The sequence below is a fragment of the Mycobacterium asiaticum genome, from assembly GCF_001668675.1.
Lineage (GTDB): Bacteria > Actinomycetota > Actinomycetes > Mycobacteriales > Mycobacteriaceae > Mycobacterium > Mycobacterium asiaticum_D.
This window is the reverse complement of record NZ_LZKQ01000159.1, coordinates 50,817-66,848: the sequence shown is the minus strand read 5'-3', so window position 1 is coordinate 66,848 and position 16,032 is coordinate 50,817. Positions and strand designations below refer to the sequence as shown.

Genomic DNA, 16,032 nt, shown 5'->3' with positions numbered 1-16,032 from the left:
GTCTTCGCAAGATTCGCAAAATGACCACAAGTCATAACTAAATTCGCAAGTTAAATGGGTAGACCAGCGGGAATGCACTGTGCCAAGGTCGTGTTAGCACACCAGTGAAGTTCAGAGGGAAGTTGAGCCTGAAGCTTCCCCCTCCCGGATGGCGGTGGCCATCCGCAATTCAGTACGGAATTACTGTTAGGAGCAGCCATGTCCGAAGTTGGCACCCCGAAGAGCGCTGAGGCGATTCAGCACGACTGGGACCACAACCCCCGCTGGAAGGGCGTCACCCGCACCTACACGCCGCAGGACGTCGTCGCGCTGCAGGGTCACGTCGTCGAGGAGCACACCCTGGCCCGCCGCGGCGCCGAGGTGCTCTGGGAGCAGCTGCACGAGATGGACTTCGTCAACGCGCTGGGCGCGCTGACCGGCAACATGGCCGTCCAGCAAGTGCGTGCCGGCCTGAAGGCGATCTACCTGTCCGGTTGGCAGGTCGCCGGCGACGCCAACCTGTCCGGCCACACCTACCCCGACCAGAGCCTGTACCCGGCCAACTCGGTGCCGCAGGTCGTCCGCCGCATCAACAACGCGCTGCTGCGCGCCGACGAGATCGCCAAGGTCGAGGGTGACACCTCGGTCGACAACTGGCTGGCCCCGATCGTCGCCGACGGTGAGGCCGGCTTCGGTGGCGCGCTCAATGTCTACGAGCTGCAGAAGGCGATGATCGCCGCCGGTGTCGCCGGTTCGCACTGGGAAGACCAGCTCGCGTCGGAGAAGAAGTGTGGCCACCTCGGTGGCAAGGTGCTCATCCCCACCCAGCAGCACATCCGCACCCTGACCTCCGCCCGGCTCGCCGCCGACGTCGCCGGTGTTCCCACCGTCGTCATCGCCCGTACCGACGCCGAGGCCGCCACGCTGATCACCTCCGACGTCGACGAGCGGGACCGCCCGTTCATCACCGGCGAGCGCACCAGCGAGGGCTTCTACCGGGTCAAGAACGGCCTCGAGCCCTGCATCGCCCGCGCCAAGGCCTACGCGCCGTACTCCGACCTGATCTGGATGGAGACCGGTACTCCGGACCTGGAGCTGGCCAAGAAGTTCGCCGAGGGCGTCAAGAGCGAGTTCCCGGACCAGCTGCTGGCCTACAACTGCTCGCCGTCGTTCAACTGGAAGAAGCACCTCGACGACGACACCATCGCGAAGTTCCAGAAGGAGCTCGGTGCGATGGGCTTCAAGTTCCAGTTCATCACGCTGGCCGGCTTCCACGCCCTGAACTACTCGATGTTCGATCTGGCCCACGGCTACGCCCGCAAGCAGATGAGCGCCTACGTCGAGCTGCAGGAGCGCGAGTTCGCCGCCGAGAGCCGTGGCTACACCGCCACCAAGCACCAGCGCGAGGTGGGTGCGGGTTACTTCGACCGCATCGCCACCACGGTGGACCCGACCTCGTCGACCACGGCTCTGGCCGGTTCGACCGAAGAGGGCCAGTTCCACTGAGTTAGTTGCCGAGCAGACGCAGAGTCGCACTCTCGCAGCCCGATTGCTGCGATTCTGTGTCTGCTCGCGCGTGAAAGGCCAGTGCCGCGCCGGGCGACCCTCGGCCAGCGCTGAAGTAGCATAGGCCCCGCCCAGCAACCCTGGGCGGGGCCTATTGCGGTGCAACACAATTCGAAACATGCAGAATCGAGAAAAGCAGTGAGCGACACAGCAATTCAGCGGGTCGGCGTGATCGGTGCGGGACAGATGGGCTCGGGCATCGCCGAGGTGTCGGTGCGTGCGGGCGTCGAGGTGACGGTGTTCGAGACCACCGAGGCCCTGGTTACCGCGGGGCGCAACCGCATCACCAAGTCACTGGAGCGCGGTGTCAGCGCCGGCAAGGTCACCGAGCGGGAGCGCGACAGCGCGCTGAGCCTGCTGACCTTCACCACCGACCTCGCTGACCTGGCCGACCGGCAGCTCGTGATCGAGGCGGTCATCGAGGACGAGTCGGTCAAGGCGGGGTTGTTCGCCGAACTCGACCGGGTGATCACCGACCCCGACGCGGTGCTCGCCTCGAACACCTCCAGCATCCCGATCATGAAGATCGCCGCCGCCACCCAGAACCCGAAGCGGGTGCTGGGTCTGCACTTCTTCAATCCCGTCCCAGTGCTGCCGCTGGTCGAACTGGTCAGCACGCTGGTCACCGACGAGGCCGCTGCCGCGCGCGTCGAGCGGTTTGCGAGTGAGGTGCTCGGCAAACAGGTCGTCCGTTGTTCGGATCGATCGGGTTTTGTGGTCAACGCGCTGCTGGTGCCCTACCTGCTCTCGGCGATCCGGATGGTCGAGGCGGGCTTCGCTACCGTCGAAGACGTCGACAAGGCTGTGGTGGCGGGGCTTTCACACCCGATGGGGCCGCTGAAGCTGTCCGACCTCGTCGGGCTCGACACCCTCAAGCTGATTGCGGACAAGCTCTACGAAGAGTTCAAGGAACCGCACTACGGACCACCGCCGCTGCTGCTACGCATGGTCGAGGCAGGTTTGCTGGGCAAGAAATCCGGCCAGGGTTTCTACACCTACTGAGAGCGATTGAAGCGCCTATTTGGCCAGGGTGAACTGGCAGACGTCGGTGTAGCCCTCGCGGAAGAGCTTCGCGCAGCCGGTCAGGTACTTCATGTACCGGTCGTAGATCTTCTCTGACTGGATGGCGATCGCCTGGTCCCGCTTGGCTTCCAGCGCGGCGGCCCAGATCTCCAAGGTCCGCGCGTAGTGCAGTTGCAACGACTGGATTCGCTGCAACGTGAAACCCGCTGACGCCGAGTGCTCTTCGACCACCGGCACGGTCGGCAGGTAACCGCCCGGGAAGATCTCGGCCAGGATGAACTGGCTGAAGTGCACGATTTCGTGGGTCAGTGACAGGCCCTTGGCCCGCGCTTCCTTGAAGGTGGGACGCACGATGCTGTGCAGCAGCATCACGCCGTCGCTGGGCAGCACCTCGTGGGCCATCTTGAAAAACCGGGGGTAGCTGCTGCCGGCCGAAGTGCTCGAACGCCCCGATGCTGACGATCCGGTCAACCGGCTCGTGGAATTTCTCCCAGCCCTCCAGCAACACCCGGGTCGTGCGCGGAGTGTCGAGCGCATCGAAAGTCTGCTGGACGTGCGTGGCCTGGTTCTCGGACAGGGTGAGGCCGATAACGTTCACGTCGTACTTCTCGATGGCGCGGCGCATGGTGGCGCCCCAGCCACAGCCGATGTCCAAGAGCGTCATGCCCGGCTCGAGGTTCAGCTTGCCCAAGGCCAGGTCGATCTTGGCCAGCTGCGCCTCTTCCAGGGTCATGTCGTCGCGTTCGAAGTACGCGCAGCTGTAGGTCTGGGTCGGGTCGAGGAACAGCCGGAAGAATTCATCGGACAGGTCGTAATGCGCCTGTACGTTGCCGAAATGCGGCGTGAGCTGCACGGCCATAACGATTTCAGCCTTTCTGTTTACCCGGGAGCGCGCTCACGAACATCGGATGCCGCGCACCGCTCGGTGCATTCCATGCATGCTAGCCGCTGCGGATGAGCGCGTCCCCCTCGTCATCGTGGCCCCGCCTGCCAGGGCATTCACAGAGAGTCGGCGTCCAAGCCGGTGGGCTGGCGTTACACGGCGGAAACAGGCCAGGAGGCGGTCCTGAGCGCCATGGCAAATGTCACACGACGGGCGGGGGCGCTAACCCTCCCGTTGTTGCTCCCAGGCCGGCACGATCGGCGACGGATGCGGCTGTGCCCGAAACTTCTCCAGCGATCCGCCCGCTTCGACGATCCCGCACAGCGCGCTCCAGCTCAGCATCGTCAGATAGTCGATCAGTTCGTCGCTGCTCATTCTCGGATTCGACATCCAGGAGTGGGTGGCCAGCTGAACCCCGCCGACGATCAGGTAGGCCCAGGGCTCAACGCCGCCGGTGTCCAGGCCCGCCTCCTGCATGCGGCGGCGCAGCATCACCGCGATCATCCGCGCGATGATCCGCTCGGAGTCCGCGATCACCTTGCTCTTGCTGCCCGAACTGTTGGCCATCACGAAGCCGTACGGCTCCGGCTCGGCGGCCATGGTTTCGACGTAGACCCGGATGACCTCGCGGGTCAGGTCATAGCCGTCCAGGTTCGACGACAGCGCCGCGGCCATGTTGGGGATCAGGGTGGTCTGAGCGAACCGCATCATCACCGCGGTGGTCAGGTCGTTCTTGTCGACGAAGTAGCGGTAGAGCACGGTCTTGGATACGCCGATCTCCGCGGCTATCTCGTCCATGCTCAAAAAACGGCTCTGGCGGCGGATCGCCTCTATCGTGCCGTCCACCAACTCGTTGCGCCGGTCCACCTTGTGTTGGTGCCAACGCCGCTTTCGACCATCGGTCTTGGCGGTCTGAGCCGGCATGTGTTGTGCCACTGTCGCGATTCCCATTCACTACATAGACGCATCGATACTACGGCTTGCAGGGGCGCTCTGTGCCGATCGCAACGAGCGCGTGAGTGCTTCTGAACAGTGTGGGTAACACTAACCGGTGGTTTCGATGACGGATGATGGTGTGGTGGCACACAGAGCCGATACCCCGGGCCCGGCGCGGGGGCCCGGCCTCGGCGCAGGATCACCTGGCGGGCGTCAGAACCGGCCCTCGCTGGCGGAGTCTTTCGCCGGGGCGGACGCCGGAGCCGACGCCGAGCGCAGGACCGCACTGCGCCGGATGAAGGTGGTGGCGCTGAGCTTCCTGGTCGGCGCCACCGTGGTGTTTCTGGCTTGCCGGTGGGCCAATGCGTACGGCACCGCGCCGGCGTGGGTCGGCTACGTCGGCGCCGCGGCGGAGGCCGGCATGGTGGGTGCGCTGGCGGACTGGTTCGCCGTCACCGCCCTGTTCAAGCACCCGCTGGGCATCCCGATCCCGCACACCGCGATCATCAAGCGCAAGAAAGACCAGCTCGGGGAGGGTCTGGGCACCTTCGTGCGGGAGAACTTCCTGTCCCCCGAGGTCGTCGAGGCCAAGCTGCGCGATGCCGAAGTGCCCAGCCGCCTGGGCAAGTGGCTCGCCGAACCCGCACACGCCCAGCGGGTGGCTGCCGAGACGTCCACGGTGCTGCGGGTGCTGGTCGAACTCCTGCGGGACGAAGACGTCCAACAGGTGATCGACAAGATGATCGTGCGGCGCATCGCCGAACCGCAGTGGGGGCCGCCGGTGGGCCGCGTGCTGCAAACCCTGCTGGCCGAGAACCGCCAGGAGGCATTGATCCAGCTGCTGGCCGATCGGGCGTTCCAGTGGTCGCTGAACGCCGGCGTGGTGATTCAGCGGGTCGTGGAGCGCGACTCGCCGACGTGGTCCCCCCGGTTTGTCGATCATCTGGTCGGGGATCGCATCCACCGCGAGCTGATGGACTTCACCGACAAGGTGCGTCGCAATCCCGACCACGAACTGCGCCGCTCGGCAACCCGGTTCCTGTTCGAGTTCGCCGACGACCTGCAGAACGACCCGGACACCATCGCCCGCGCCGACGCCGTCAAGGAGCAGTTGATGGCGCGCGAAGAGGTGGCCAATGCGGCCGCGACCGCGTGGAAGACGCTCAAGCGTCTGGTCCTGGAGGGAGTGGACGACCCGTCCAGCGCGTTGCGCAGCCGCATCGGCGACGCGGTGATCCAGATTGGTGAGTCGTTGCGCGACGACGCGGACCTGCGCGACAAGGTCGACAACTGGATGGTGCGCGGTGCCCAGCACCTGGTTTCGCAATATGGGGTAGAGATCACAGCGATCATTACCGAGACCATCGAGCGGTGGGACGCCCAGGAGGCGAGCCGTCGGATCGAGCTGCATGTGGGCCGTGACCTGCAGTTTATCCGTATCAACGGCACCGTCGTCGGCGCGCTGGCGGGCCTGGCGATCTACACCATCGCCCAGTTGCTGTTCTGAGACGGTGCTAACATGCGCTTGCAATAGCAAGCACTCCTCCGTAGCCTGGTGGCCGTAAGCAAACAACCACCAACGAGGAGTGCACCAATGCCGCCGGAGGAGAAGCTGGGCACCAAGGTGTCCACCAAGGCTTCTGACATCGGTAGCTTCATCAGGGCACAGCGCGAGACGGCACAGGTATCGATGCGTCAGCTGGCCGAGAGGTCGGGCGTCAGCAACCCTTATCTGAGTCAGGTTGAGCGCGGACTGCGCAAGCCGTCGGCCGACGTCTTGCGCCAGATCGCCAAGGCGCTGCGGGTCTCGGCCGAGGTTCTCTACGTGCAAGCCGGGATCCTCGAACCGCGCGATTCCAGCCAGGTGCGCGACGCGATCGTCACCGACACGGCGATCACCGAAACCCAGAAGCAGGTGCTGCTGGACACCTACGAGTCGTTCCTGCAGCAGAACGAGGCCAACGGTGCGGAGTGCCAGGGCGATTCTGGCACCGAACAGATCGAAGGCTGATCGGTCGATCGTTTTGCAGCGCGCGACGTTCGACTACAGACCATCAAGCGACCCGGCTAATCAGGAGGTTTTCTGCAAGTCGCGAGGCAATGTCAATCAGCGGGTCTTGACTCTTCCCTCAGGGAGCCGCCACTTGCACCAACTTCCACACCTTTCAGGAAATAACGCCGATATCGAAAACAGAGAAAGGAAACATCATGGCTGAGAACACGAACATCGAGGACCTCAAGGCTCCGCTCCTTGCTGCGCTCGGCGCGGCCGACCTGGCTCTGGCCACCGTCAACGACCTGATCGTGACCCTGCGTGAGCGCGCCGGAGAGACCCGCACCAACCTGCGCGAGCGCGCCGAGGAGACCCGTACCGACACCCGCAGCCGCGTTGAGGAGAGCCGCGCTCGCCTGACCAAGCTGCAGGAGGACCTGCCCGAGCAGTTCAGCGAGCTGCGTGAGCGCTTCACCGCCGAGGAGCTGCGCAAGGCCGCCGAGGGCTACGTGGAGGCTGCCACCAGCCGGTACAACGAACTGGTCGAGCGTGGCGAGGCGGCTCTCGAGCGGCTCCGCAGCCAGTCGACGTTCGAGGACGCGTCCGCGCGTGCCGAGGGGTACGTCGACCAGGCTGTCGAGCTGACCCAGGAGGCGCTGGGCACCGTTGCGACCCAGACGCGCGCCGTGGGCGAGCGGGCCGCCAAGCTGGTCGGCATCGAGCTGCCGAAGAAGGCCGAGGCCGCCGCGCCGGCCAAGAAGGCTGCGCCGGCTCCGGCCGCCAAGAAGGCTCCCGCCAAGAAGGCCCCGGCCAAGAAGGCCCCGGCCAAGAAGGCTGCCGCCAAGAAGGTCACCCAGAAGTAGTTCGGGGATCTGAGAACGAACCGCTCGACTCCGGGTCGCCCCAGCTGGGGCGCCCCGGAGTCGAGTGCTTCCTTTTTGGTCCGGGGCGCCCCAGCTGGGGCGCCCCGGAGTCGACGTTTTTGGCGCGGCCCGCATAGTCTTATGGGCGTGCGCGCCGTGACTATCGTCCTCTACGTCTTGCAGGTCGCTGTCTTGGTGACGGCGGTGTATGCGTTCGTGCATGCGGCAATGCAGCGCTCCGACGCGTACACCGCGGCCGAGAAGCTCACCAAGCCAGTGTGGTTGGCGATGCTCGGCGGCGCGGTCGCGCTCGCGTCGATCCTCGGCGTCGTGTTCGGAGTGCTGGGCGTGGCAATCGCCGCCATCGCAACGGGCGTGTATCTGGTCGACGTGCGGCCGAAGCTTCTCGAAGTGCAGGGCAAGTCGCACTAGCGGATGAAACTCCTGCTGTTGGCGCCGACGATGGCGCTGCTCTCGATGCTGGGCGCCCCATCCGCCCTGGCCGATGCCGGTGCGGCTGACTCGGCGGGCTCTTCCGGGCCCGGATACGCGCCGCCGTACGTCGACCACACCGAATGGGTGTCCTGGGGGCGCGGATCCAGTTTGCGGGTCTACCCGACCCCCTCGGGGCGCCTCGCGTCCAAAGCCGGTAGCGGCCACGCCGTCGACGCGGCCTGGGCCGAGGTGTTGTCGCAGGCCCCCGACGGCGACACCCCCGGCATGCGTGCGCAGTTCGTCTGTCACTGGCAGTTCGCCGAGACCGTGCAGCCCGGGAAGACCAGCTGGAATCTCGAGCCGTGGCGCCCGGTGGTCGACGACGCCGAGATGGCCGCGACATGGTGCAATCCCGGCAGCCCGGAAGAACCGTTCTGATGCCGGTCGGTCCCACTCGGCAGCAGCTGGCCGCGCTGGTCGACCACACCCTGCTCAAGCCGGAGGCCACCCGTGCCGACGTGACGGCGCTGGTGGGTGAGGCCACTGAACTCGGCGTGTACGCGGTTTGTGTATCGCCGTCGATGGTGCCGGTCGCCGTCGCCAGCGGCGGTGTCCGGGTTGCCGCGGTAGCCGGTTTCCCGTCGGGCAAGCACGTGTCGGCGATCAAGGCTCAGGAGGCCGCAACGGCCGTGGCCGCCGGCGCCGTCGAGATCGACATGGTGATCGACGTCGGGTCCGCGTTGGCCGGCGCGCTGGATGCGGTGCACTCGGACATCGCGGCGGTGCGCGCCGCGGCGGACGGCGCGGTGCTGAAGGTGATCCTGGAGTCGGCTGCGCTGTTGGCCCACGCGGACGAGCGGATGCTGAGCGAGGTGTGCCGGGTCGCCGCGGACGCGGGCGCCGACTTCGTGAAGACCTCCACCGGTTTCCATCCCGCCGGCGGGGCGAGCGTGCGGGCGGTCGAGGTAATGGCCGCGACCGTCGGCGGACGGCTGGGCGTCAAGGCCAGCGGCGGAATCCGGACCGCCGCCGACGCCCTGGCGATGCTGGAGGCGGGCGCCACCCGGTTGGGCCTATCGGGAACCCGCGTCGTGCTGGATGGGCTCAGCCGCGGCTGAACTCACAGATCGGCGAAGCAGGGATCGGTCTCGCCGGCCGGGATGGTGGCGTTGCGGCTGGAGAAGTGACTCGTGACGCCGCTGTCGGTGACCTGCACGCTGTCGGCGCGAATGCCGAGTGGGAACTTCTTGGTCAGGCCCGAGGTGTACTCGTCCAGCGAGGACTGCACGGACTCCTTCGGCAATGAGAAGCCCAGCGTGTTGAAGCTGACGATCTCCAGCCTGAACCCGCCGTCGGACACCACCGGCTTGGCGACGATGTCGTTCAGCAAACCTTTGAGCTCAACGGTCTGATCCTGGGGATGGGTGGTGACGCTGCTGGTGACGAACTCGCCCAGAATCGGGATCGCGTTCTGAACGGTCTCCTTGATGCCTTGCGACGTCCAGGTGATGGTGGCGTCGATCGCGCCGATCGTGCCCTTGGAGTCGGAGGTCTTGTCCAGCTTGATGTCCTGGACGCTGAGCTGCAGCTTCATGCCCTTGGCGTCGCGGATCTGGTTCCCGGCCGTCTCGACCGTGATGTTGGTGTAGTGGTCGGTGAGCACCTGCCACGTCACCAGTGGCGTCACCCCGAACGAGGCGGTCGCCTGGTCTTTCGTCACACAAGCCGCCGCGGCCGCGATCTTGTTGTTGGCCTCGTTCCGCACGTACAGCTCGGTGCCGATGAGCCCCGCGACTACCAGCGCGAACACGATGATCAAGACGAGCAGGATCGACAGCGGATCGCGCAGCCTACGCTTTTTCTTCTTGACCTCGCCCGTGTCTTCCTGGGGTCGGCCGATCGGTGTGGTGCGGTCGCCCGCCAGGTTGGGTGGCGGCGTGTGAATGCGCCTGGTGTCCGCATTGGCCGCCGCCTGCTCCTGTGCCGGCTGTTGCGGCTGGCCGGGCGGCGGCTGGTACCGGGGTCCGCCGGGATGTAGCGGTCCCCCCTGGGGACCAGCGCCCGGTGCCGGGGGTCGGCCGAGCGGGCCTTGATCGCCCGGACGCGCCCAACCGGATGGGCCTTCGTTTCGTGGTCCCTGCGGAGTCGTCACCCAGGTGATTCTGCCCTATCAAGCTGAACAAAGCTTGAGCGGTTGCGCAGCACCGCAATGTTCTTCCGCGCCGCATCCACCGCATCCAGAGCCAGGTCAGCAACCACCAGTTCCGGTTGGGATCCCGCCGATGCCACCACTTCGCCCAGCGGGGAGGCGATCAGGCTGCCACCCACACCGGTCGGCGCGCCCTTGCCGTTGGCCGAGTCGCCCGGGTCGGCCTGACCGGCCGCGGCGACGTAGCTGGTCGAGTCCAACGCCCGCGCGCGGGTGAGCAGCGTCCACTGCTCGAGTTTGCCGGGCCCGGCGCCCCAGGATGCGGCCACGACGATCAATTGCGCTCCCCGGTCGGCCAGTTCGGTGTACAGCGCCGGAAACCGCACGTCATAACAGGTGGTCAACCCCACTCCGACCCCGTCGACGGTGATGACGACCGGTTCGCGGCCGGGCGCGACCTTGCGCGACTCGGTGAAGCCGAAAGCGTCGTAGAGGTGGATCTTGTCGTATCGGGTGTCCGGTTCGTTGGGCGTGCCGGGGCCCGCCGCGATCAACGTGTTGGTGACCCGCCCGTCGCTGGTCGGGGCGAACATGCCGGCCACCACGGTGATGCCGGCGTCCCGCGCGATCTGCCGGACACCGTTGGCCCAGGGTCCGTCGAGCGGTTCGGCGATCGGTGCCAGCGGGACCCCGAATCGGCACATCGTGGCTTCCGGGAACACCACCAGCTTGGCGCCGGCATCGGCGGCACGCTCGGTGTACTCGCGCACCAGCTGCAGATTTGCGGCCGGATCGGTGCCGCTGAGGATCTGGGCCAACGCGATGCGCATGACCGCCAGCTTAGAGCGACTGCACTAGCCGCTGGCGATCCACGAGGTGGTGAAGCGCTGCTCGATGGCCACCAGGTTGCCGAGTTCGTTGCCGATCAGACGCTCCAACTTCCCGCCGATGAACGGGACCCGAACCTGAACGGTCGCCTGCAGTGTCATCCGCGATCCGCCGGTTTCCGGGTTGGGCTCGAGCACGGCGGTTCCCCACACGTTGACCGGAGCGCTGAGGATCGATCCGGCGAGGGAGGCGGTGGCGATGCCGTCCCGCAACGGGCCCCAGGTCTCCTCACGGCGCACGCACAGATCGCCCCGGTGCAACTGGGTTACCAGTGCCGGCAGGTTGTTGCTGCACACCGTCTGCAGCGTGACGACCTCGATGGTTCCGTCGTCGATCCGCATCGACTCCAAGGTGGCGATGTCAACCGGCGTCTCCGCCAGCCTGCCCTCCCAATAACCGATGTCGTGGAACGCCTGATGGACCTCTGCAACGCTGCCCTCGTAGTCGACCGACATGTCGAATGAACGCGGCATAGCTGGCCACGCTACCGTTAGCGGCCATGAAACCGAGCGAGCCCGGTTCAGTCTTTGCCGGTGCGCACGTCGCAGAGTCGGTTTCCCTTGCGCCGTTGACGACATTGCGGGTGGGTCCGGTGGCGCGTCGCGTAATAACTTGTGAGAGCAGCGATCAGGTGATCGCCGTTTTGCGGCAGCTCGACGCCGAATCCCGTGACGGCGCGGACCGGCCCGTCCTGGTGTTTGCTGGTGGATCCAACCTGGTGCTCGGGAACGGCCTGGCCGACCTGACCGTGGTGCGGTTGGCCAATGCCGGCGTCACCGTCGAGGGCAACCTGGTGCGCGCGGAAGCCGGCGCGGTGTGGGACGACGTGGTGGTCCGGTCGATCCAGGAGGGCCTGGGCGGGTTGGAGTGCCTGTCGGGCATTCCCGGTTCGGCCGGGGCGACGCCGGTGCAAAACGTCGGCGCCTACGGCGTCGAGGTCTCCGACACCATCACCCGGGTGCGGTTGTTGGATCGGGGCAGCGGCGAGGTGCGCTGGGCCGATCCCGACGAACTCGGATTCGGCTACCGCACCAGCGTGCTCAAGCGTGCGGACGGACTGGGAGTGCCGGCCGTGGTGCTGGAAGTGGAGTTCGGCTTGGATGCGTCGGGACGCAGCGCCCCGTTGCGCTACGGGGAGCTGACGGCGGCCCTGGGCGTCGCCAGCGGCGAGCGGGGTGACCCGCAGGCGGTCCGGGCGGCGGTGCTGGCGCTGCGGGCCCGCAAGGGCATGGTGCTCGATCCCACCGACCACGACACCTGGAGTGTGGGGTCGTTCTTCACCAACCCGGTCGTCACCCCGGAGGTCTATGCGCGGCTGGTCGAGCAGACGCAGGGCGAGGTGCCGCATTACCCCGCGCCGGACGGGGTCAAGCTGGCGGCGGGCTGGTTGGTGGAACGGGCCGGTTTCGGCAAGGGCTACCCGCACGACGAGACGGCCCCGTGCCGGCTTTCAACCAAGCACGCGCTGGCGGTGACGAACCGGGGCGGCGCCACCGCGGCGGACGTGATGGTTTTAGCCCGCGCTGTGAAGGATGGGGTTCGTGATGTGTTTGGTATCACATTGATACCCGAACCAGTCCTGGTCGGGTGCGACTTGTAGCTGCTGGTTTGCCACTTCAGGCACGTCGTTGACGCCCCGCCGCGGCTCTTTGTGGTGGGGGAGAGGGTGTTTCGCCCGGTATCTTTAACTGTTGTGAGCACTCCCAGCGCCCCCCGAAATGGCGGGGCGATCAACCGACGCCGGGCTCTGGCAGCCCTGGGTGTCGGCGTGTTCGCACCCAGCGTCCTGGCCGCCTGCGCCGGAAAGACCAGCCTCCCGCACGCCGAGAAGAAGCCGCCCCCGGCGCCCAAACTGACCTACCAGCCGGCCGATGCGACCGAGGACGTGGTGCCGATCGCGCCGATCAGCGTCCAGGTCAGTGACGGCTGGTTTCAGCGGGTCGCGCTGACCAATTCCGCCGGCAAGCCCGTCGCCGGCACGTTCAACCAGGACCGCACGGTGTTCATGACCACCGAGCCGCTGGGATACGACACCACATACACCTGGAGCGGCTCCGCCGTCGGCCACGACGGCAAGGCCATTCCGGTGGCGGGCAAGTTCATCACCGTGACGCCGAAGAAGAAGATCGACGGCGGATTCCAGCTCGCCGACGGCCAGACGGTGGGCATCGCGGCGCCGATCATCATCCAGTTCGACGCGCCGATCGCCGACAAGGCCGCCGTCGAGCGGGCGCTCACCGTCACCACCAACCCGCCGGTCGAGGGGAGCTGGGCCTGGCTGCCCGACGAGGCCAAGGGCGCCCGCATCCACTACCGCCCGCGCGAGTACTACCCGGCCGGCACCACGGTCAACGTCGACGCCAAGCTCTACGGCCTGCCGTTCGGAGACGGTGCCTACGGCGCGCAGGACTTCTCGTTGAACATCCAGATCGGCCGCCGTCAGGTGGTCAAGGCCGAGGTGTCGTCGCACCGCATCCAGGTGGTCACCGACGCCGGCGTCATCATGGACTTCCCGTGCAGCTACGGCGAGGCCGACAAGGCCCGCAACGTCACCCGCAACGGCATCCACGTCGTCACCGAGAAGTACGCCGACTTCTACATGTCCAACCCGGCCGCGGGCTACAGCAACGTGCACGAGCGCTGGGCGGTGCGGATCTCCAACAACGGCGAGTTCATCCACGCCAACCCGATGAGCGCCGGCGCACAGGGCAACAGCAACGTCACCAACGGCTGCATCAACCTGTCGACGTCCGACGCCGCGGAGTACTTCCAGACGGCGATCTACGGCGACCCGGTCGAGGTGACCGGCAGCACCATCCAGCTGTCCTACTCTGACGGCGACATCTGGGACTGGGCCGTGGACTGGGACACCTGGGTGTCGATGTCGGCCCTGCCGCCCCCGGCCGCGCGCCCGCCTGGCACCCAGATTCCGGTGACGGCACCGGCCACCCCCTCTACCGCGCCGAGCCTGTCCGGCACGCCCACCACGACGTCGAGCTCTCCTAGCTCTTCTCGTCCAGGTGGTTGAACCGACGGGTCGCTGAGGCCTGATCGCGCGGGCGGATGATGATTTGGTCGAGGTTGACGTGCGGCGGCCGTGATGCCACGAAGCCGATCACCTCAGCCACATCGTTTGCCACCAGCGGCGTCATGCCGGTGTAAACGGCCTCCGCGCGCTGCTGATCGCCGTCGAAGCGAACCAGCGAAAACTCGGTCTCGACCGCCCCCGGAGCAACCTCGGTGAGGCGTACCGGCTTGCCCAGCAGCTCGCCGCGCAGCGTGCGGTGCAGCGCGCCCTGCGCGTGTTTAGCCGCCGTGTAGCCGGCTCCGCCATCGTAAATCTCAAGTGCGGCAATGGAAGTCACGGTGACGATCAGGCCGTCGCCGGAATCGATCAGCTTGGGTAGCAGCGCGCGGGTCACCCGCAACGTGCCCAGCACGTTGGTCTCCCACATCCACCGCCAGTGCGCCATGTCGGCATCGGCCACCGGCGCCAGCCCACGGGCCCCGCCGGCGTTGTTGACCAGCACATCTACCCGGTCCAATCCCCGGGCCAGCGCGGCCACGTCCTCGTCTTTTGTGACATCGGCCACAATCGGGGTGCCGCCGATCTCTGCTGCCAGCGCATTGATCCGGTCCGTCCGACGGGCCACCGTGACGACGTGAAAGCCCTGTGTAGCAAGCGTTTTCGCGGTTGCTTCACCGATGCCCGAGCTGGCCCCGGTTACCACCGCTACTCGATTTCGGCTCTCGGAAGGTCTCACCGAGACAACTCTAGTAAACGTGCTAAATTTTCCGATGTGTACCGCACCGTCACGTTCCACACGACGACCGCGTGTCTCTGCGCGGGCGCGTGTTGTTGTCGCGCACTTTGCCGCGCCTGAACTGACGCAAGTCTCGGGTGTGGCCAGGGACCCGGCCATCGGAACTCGGACAAGGACTGCCAGTGCACTCAACTACCCTCACCCACCAATCACACAGGCGCCACGGCGCTAAGGGACCGCTGCGGTCGTATCGCCAGATCGTGCCGCCGGCGCTGCACCTCTCCGACTCGGCGGCGGCCTCGGTCTTCCGCGCCGTACGGTTGCGCGGACCGGTCGGACGCGACGTCATCGCCAACGTCACCTCGCTGAGCATTGCGACGGTGAACCGGCAGGTCATCGCTTTGCTGGAGGCCGGACTGCTGCGGGAGCGCGCCGACCTCGCGCTGTCCGGGGCGATTGGACGTCCCCGCGTCCCGGTCGAGGTCAACCACGAGCCGTTCGTCACGCTCGGCATCCACATCGGCGCGCGAACCACCAGCATCGTGGCCACCGACCTGTTCGGGCGCACGCTGGACACGGTCGAGACTCCGACGCCGCTCAACGCCGCGGGCCCGGCGCTGGCCTCGCTCGCGCACAGCGCCAGCCGCTACCTGCAGCGTTGGCACCGGCGGCGGGCGCTGTGGGTCGGGGTGTCGATCGGTGGCACCGTCGACAGTGCCAACGGCTTGGTCGACCACCCGCGGCTGGGCTGGCGACAGGCTCCGGTCGGCCCGGTGCTGGCCGACGCGCTCGGGCTGCCGGTGTCGGTCGCGGCCCACGTCGACGCCATGGCCGGTGCCGAACTGTTGCTCGGCATGCGGCGGTTCGCCCCCGGCTCCTCGACCAGCCTGTATGTGTATGCGCGCGAGACGGTGGGCTACGCGCTGGTGATCGGCGGACGGGTGCATTGCCCGGCCAGCGGTCCGGGCACCATTGCCGCGCTGCCGGTGCAATCCGAATTGCTGGGCGGCACCGGTCAATTGGAGTCCACCGTCAGCGACGAGGCGGTGCTGGCGGCCGCCCGACGGCTGCGGATCCTGCCGGGTGTCGCCCCCAGCAACCGCGCTGGTGCCTCGGCCGGCGCGACCACCGACCTGCTGCGGCTGGCCCGGTCCGGCAACCAACAGGCCAGGGAACTGCTGACCGAACGTGCCCGGGTGCTGGGCGAGGCCGTCGCCTTGCTGCGCGACCTGCTCAACCCGGACGAGTTGGTGGTCGGCGGGCAGGCGTTCACCGAATATCCGGAGGCAATGCAGGACGTCGAGGCGGCCTTCGCGGCCCGCTCGGTGCTGCCACCCCGGGATATCCGCGTCACCGCCTTCGGCAACCGGGTGCAGGAGGCCGGCGCCGGCATCACCTCGCTGGACAGCTTGTATGCCGACCCGTTGAGCGCGATGCGCAGGTCCGGGGTGATCGGCAGCCGCGGCGCCGGCGCCGAGCCCGAGGCGATCGCCAAGTAGCGCTCTGACCTGCTCGCGACGGTTCGGATCCGCGCGTCCTGTAAAGATGACAGT

The 16,032-nt window shown here is 67.0% G+C and carries 16 protein-coding genes and 1 pseudogene; 11 read left to right on the top strand and 6 right to left on the bottom strand.

From position 1 onward, the window contains the following. Window positions 1–198: 198 nt before the first annotated feature. Complete coding sequence (gene aceA / locus A9X01_RS14335; protein WP_036352141.1) at window positions 199–1,485, top strand: isocitrate lyase; 1,287 nt, start codon at window positions 199–201, stop codon at window positions 1,483–1,485. Between the two features lie 198 nt (window positions 1,486–1,683). After that, entirely contained in the window at window positions 1,684–2,547 is an 864-nt protein-coding gene (locus A9X01_RS14330) for a 3-hydroxybutyryl-CoA dehydrogenase (protein ID WP_065121405.1), read from the top strand. A gap of 15 nt (window positions 2,548–2,562) precedes the next feature. Here A9X01_RS14330 and pcaA read toward each other — a convergent pair. Together pcaA and A9X01_RS14320 are read right to left on the bottom strand one after the other, a co-directional pair. After that, window positions 2,563–3,427, bottom strand: a pseudogene (pcaA, locus tag A9X01_RS14325) (cyclopropane mycolic acid synthase PcaA). 246 nt (window positions 3,428–3,673) lie between these two features. Then, entirely contained in the window at window positions 3,674–4,387 is a 714-nt protein-coding gene (locus A9X01_RS14320) for a TetR/AcrR family transcriptional regulator (RefSeq protein ID WP_065121447.1), read from the bottom strand. Between the two features lie 139 nt (window positions 4,388–4,526). Between A9X01_RS14320 and A9X01_RS14315 the strand changes: the two genes are divergently transcribed. From A9X01_RS14315 to deoC, 6 genes are all read left to right on the top strand, one after another. Then, a complete protein-coding gene (locus tag A9X01_RS14315; RefSeq protein WP_436405266.1) occupies window positions 4,527–5,894 on the top strand; it encodes a DUF445 domain-containing protein in 1,368 nt (455 codons plus the stop codon). A gap of 87 nt (window positions 5,895–5,981) precedes the next feature. Further along, window positions 5,982–6,398: a helix-turn-helix domain-containing protein gene (locus tag A9X01_RS14310; RefSeq protein ID WP_065034542.1), complete on the top strand. Its 417-nt coding sequence runs from the start codon at window positions 5,982–5,984 to the stop codon at window positions 6,396–6,398. A gap of 197 nt (window positions 6,399–6,595) precedes the next feature. Continuing rightward, window positions 6,596–7,243 carry a heparin-binding hemagglutinin HbhA gene (hbhA, locus tag A9X01_RS14305; RefSeq protein WP_065121404.1) on the top strand — a complete coding sequence of 216 codons (648 nt, stop codon included), beginning with the start codon at window positions 6,596–6,598 and terminating at the stop codon, window positions 7,241–7,243. Between the two features lie 141 nt (window positions 7,244–7,384). Further along, window positions 7,385–7,675 (top strand): DUF2516 family protein, encoded by a 291-nt coding sequence (locus A9X01_RS14300; protein ID WP_065121403.1) that lies wholly within the window; start codon window positions 7,385–7,387, stop codon window positions 7,673–7,675. Window positions 7,676–7,678: 3 nt separating this feature from the next. Beyond that, on the top strand, window positions 7,679–8,116 hold the full coding sequence (locus A9X01_RS14295; protein ID WP_065121402.1) for a DUF2599 domain-containing protein: 438 nt from the start codon (window positions 7,679–7,681) through the stop codon (window positions 8,114–8,116). Further along, entirely contained in the window at window positions 8,116–8,796 is a 681-nt protein-coding gene (gene deoC / locus A9X01_RS14290) for a deoxyribose-phosphate aldolase (RefSeq protein WP_065121401.1), read from the top strand. Before A9X01_RS14295 ends, deoC begins: the two co-directional genes overlap by 1 nt. A gap of 2 nt (window positions 8,797–8,798) precedes the next feature. Here the strand turns inward: deoC and A9X01_RS14285 are convergent, their stop codons facing one another. Genes A9X01_RS14285 through A9X01_RS14275 form a run of 3 tightly spaced genes read right to left on the bottom strand, consistent with a single transcriptional unit; the run spans window position 8,799 to window position 11,188 of the window. Then, window positions 8,799–9,830 (bottom strand): LmeA family phospholipid-binding protein, encoded by a 1,032-nt coding sequence (locus A9X01_RS14285; RefSeq protein WP_065121400.1) that lies wholly within the window; start codon window positions 9,828–9,830, stop codon window positions 8,799–8,801. Next, entirely contained in the window at window positions 9,827–10,657 is an 831-nt protein-coding gene (locus A9X01_RS14280) for a carbon-nitrogen hydrolase family protein (RefSeq protein WP_065121399.1), read from the bottom strand. Before A9X01_RS14280 ends, A9X01_RS14285 begins: the two co-directional genes overlap by 4 nt. 24 nt (window positions 10,658–10,681) lie before the next feature. Then, window positions 10,682–11,188, bottom strand: coding sequence for a DUF2505 domain-containing protein (locus A9X01_RS14275; protein ID WP_065121398.1), 507 nt, complete (start codon window positions 11,186–11,188; stop codon window positions 10,682–10,684). A 26-nt stretch (window positions 11,189–11,214) separates the two neighbouring features. Here A9X01_RS14275 and A9X01_RS14270 point away from each other — a divergent pair, with 26 nt between their 5' ends. Continuing rightward, window positions 11,215–12,315: a UDP-N-acetylmuramate dehydrogenase gene (locus tag A9X01_RS14270; RefSeq protein WP_065121397.1), complete on the top strand. Its 1,101-nt coding sequence runs from the start codon at window positions 11,215–11,217 to the stop codon at window positions 12,313–12,315. A 51-nt stretch (window positions 12,316–12,366) separates the two neighbouring features. Continuing rightward, the gene (locus A9X01_RS14265; RefSeq protein WP_155772091.1) at window positions 12,367–13,743 is read left to right on the top strand and encodes a L,D-transpeptidase; all 1,377 of its coding nucleotides are present in this window, start codon (window positions 12,367–12,369) and stop codon (window positions 13,741–13,743) included. Here A9X01_RS14265 and A9X01_RS14260 read toward each other — a convergent pair. Continuing rightward, window positions 13,718–14,479, bottom strand: a complete 762-nt coding sequence (locus A9X01_RS14260) for an SDR family oxidoreductase (protein WP_065121395.1) — start codon at window positions 14,477–14,479, stop codon at window positions 13,718–13,720. The two genes, A9X01_RS14265 and A9X01_RS14260, sit on opposite strands and share 26 nt — an antisense overlap. Before the next feature lie 182 nt (window positions 14,480–14,661). On the opposite strand from A9X01_RS14260, the gene A9X01_RS14255 reads away from it, so the two are divergent. Continuing rightward, on the top strand, window positions 14,662–15,978 hold the full coding sequence (locus tag A9X01_RS14255) for an ROK family transcriptional regulator (protein ID WP_155772090.1): 1,317 nt from the start codon (window positions 14,662–14,664) through the stop codon (window positions 15,976–15,978). Window positions 15,979–16,032: the final 54 nt, after the last annotated feature.

Coding starts and splice junctions, on each gene's coding strand:
- aceA (WP_036352141.1), top strand. CDS start 199: ATGTCCGAAGTTGGCACCCCGAAGAGCGCTGAGGCGATTCAGCACGAC.
- A9X01_RS14275 (WP_065121398.1), bottom strand. CDS start 11,188: ATGCCGCGTTCATTCGACATGTCGGTCGACTACGAGGGCAGCGTTGCA.
- A9X01_RS14270 (WP_065121397.1), top strand. CDS start 11,215: ATGAAACCGAGCGAGCCCGGTTCAGTCTTTGCCGGTGCGCACGTCGCA.
- hbhA (WP_065121404.1), top strand. CDS start 6,596: ATGGCTGAGAACACGAACATCGAGGACCTCAAGGCTCCGCTCCTTGCT.
- A9X01_RS14295 (WP_065121402.1), top strand. CDS start 7,679: ATGAAACTCCTGCTGTTGGCGCCGACGATGGCGCTGCTCTCGATGCTG.
- deoC (WP_065121401.1), top strand. CDS start 8,116: ATGCCGGTCGGTCCCACTCGGCAGCAGCTGGCCGCGCTGGTCGACCAC.
- A9X01_RS14280 (WP_065121399.1), bottom strand. CDS start 10,657: ATGCGCATCGCGTTGGCCCAGATCCTCAGCGGCACCGATCCGGCCGCA.
- A9X01_RS14310 (WP_065034542.1), top strand. CDS start 5,982: ATGCCGCCGGAGGAGAAGCTGGGCACCAAGGTGTCCACCAAGGCTTCT.
- A9X01_RS14300 (WP_065121403.1), top strand. CDS start 7,385: ATGGGCGTGCGCGCCGTGACTATCGTCCTCTACGTCTTGCAGGTCGCT.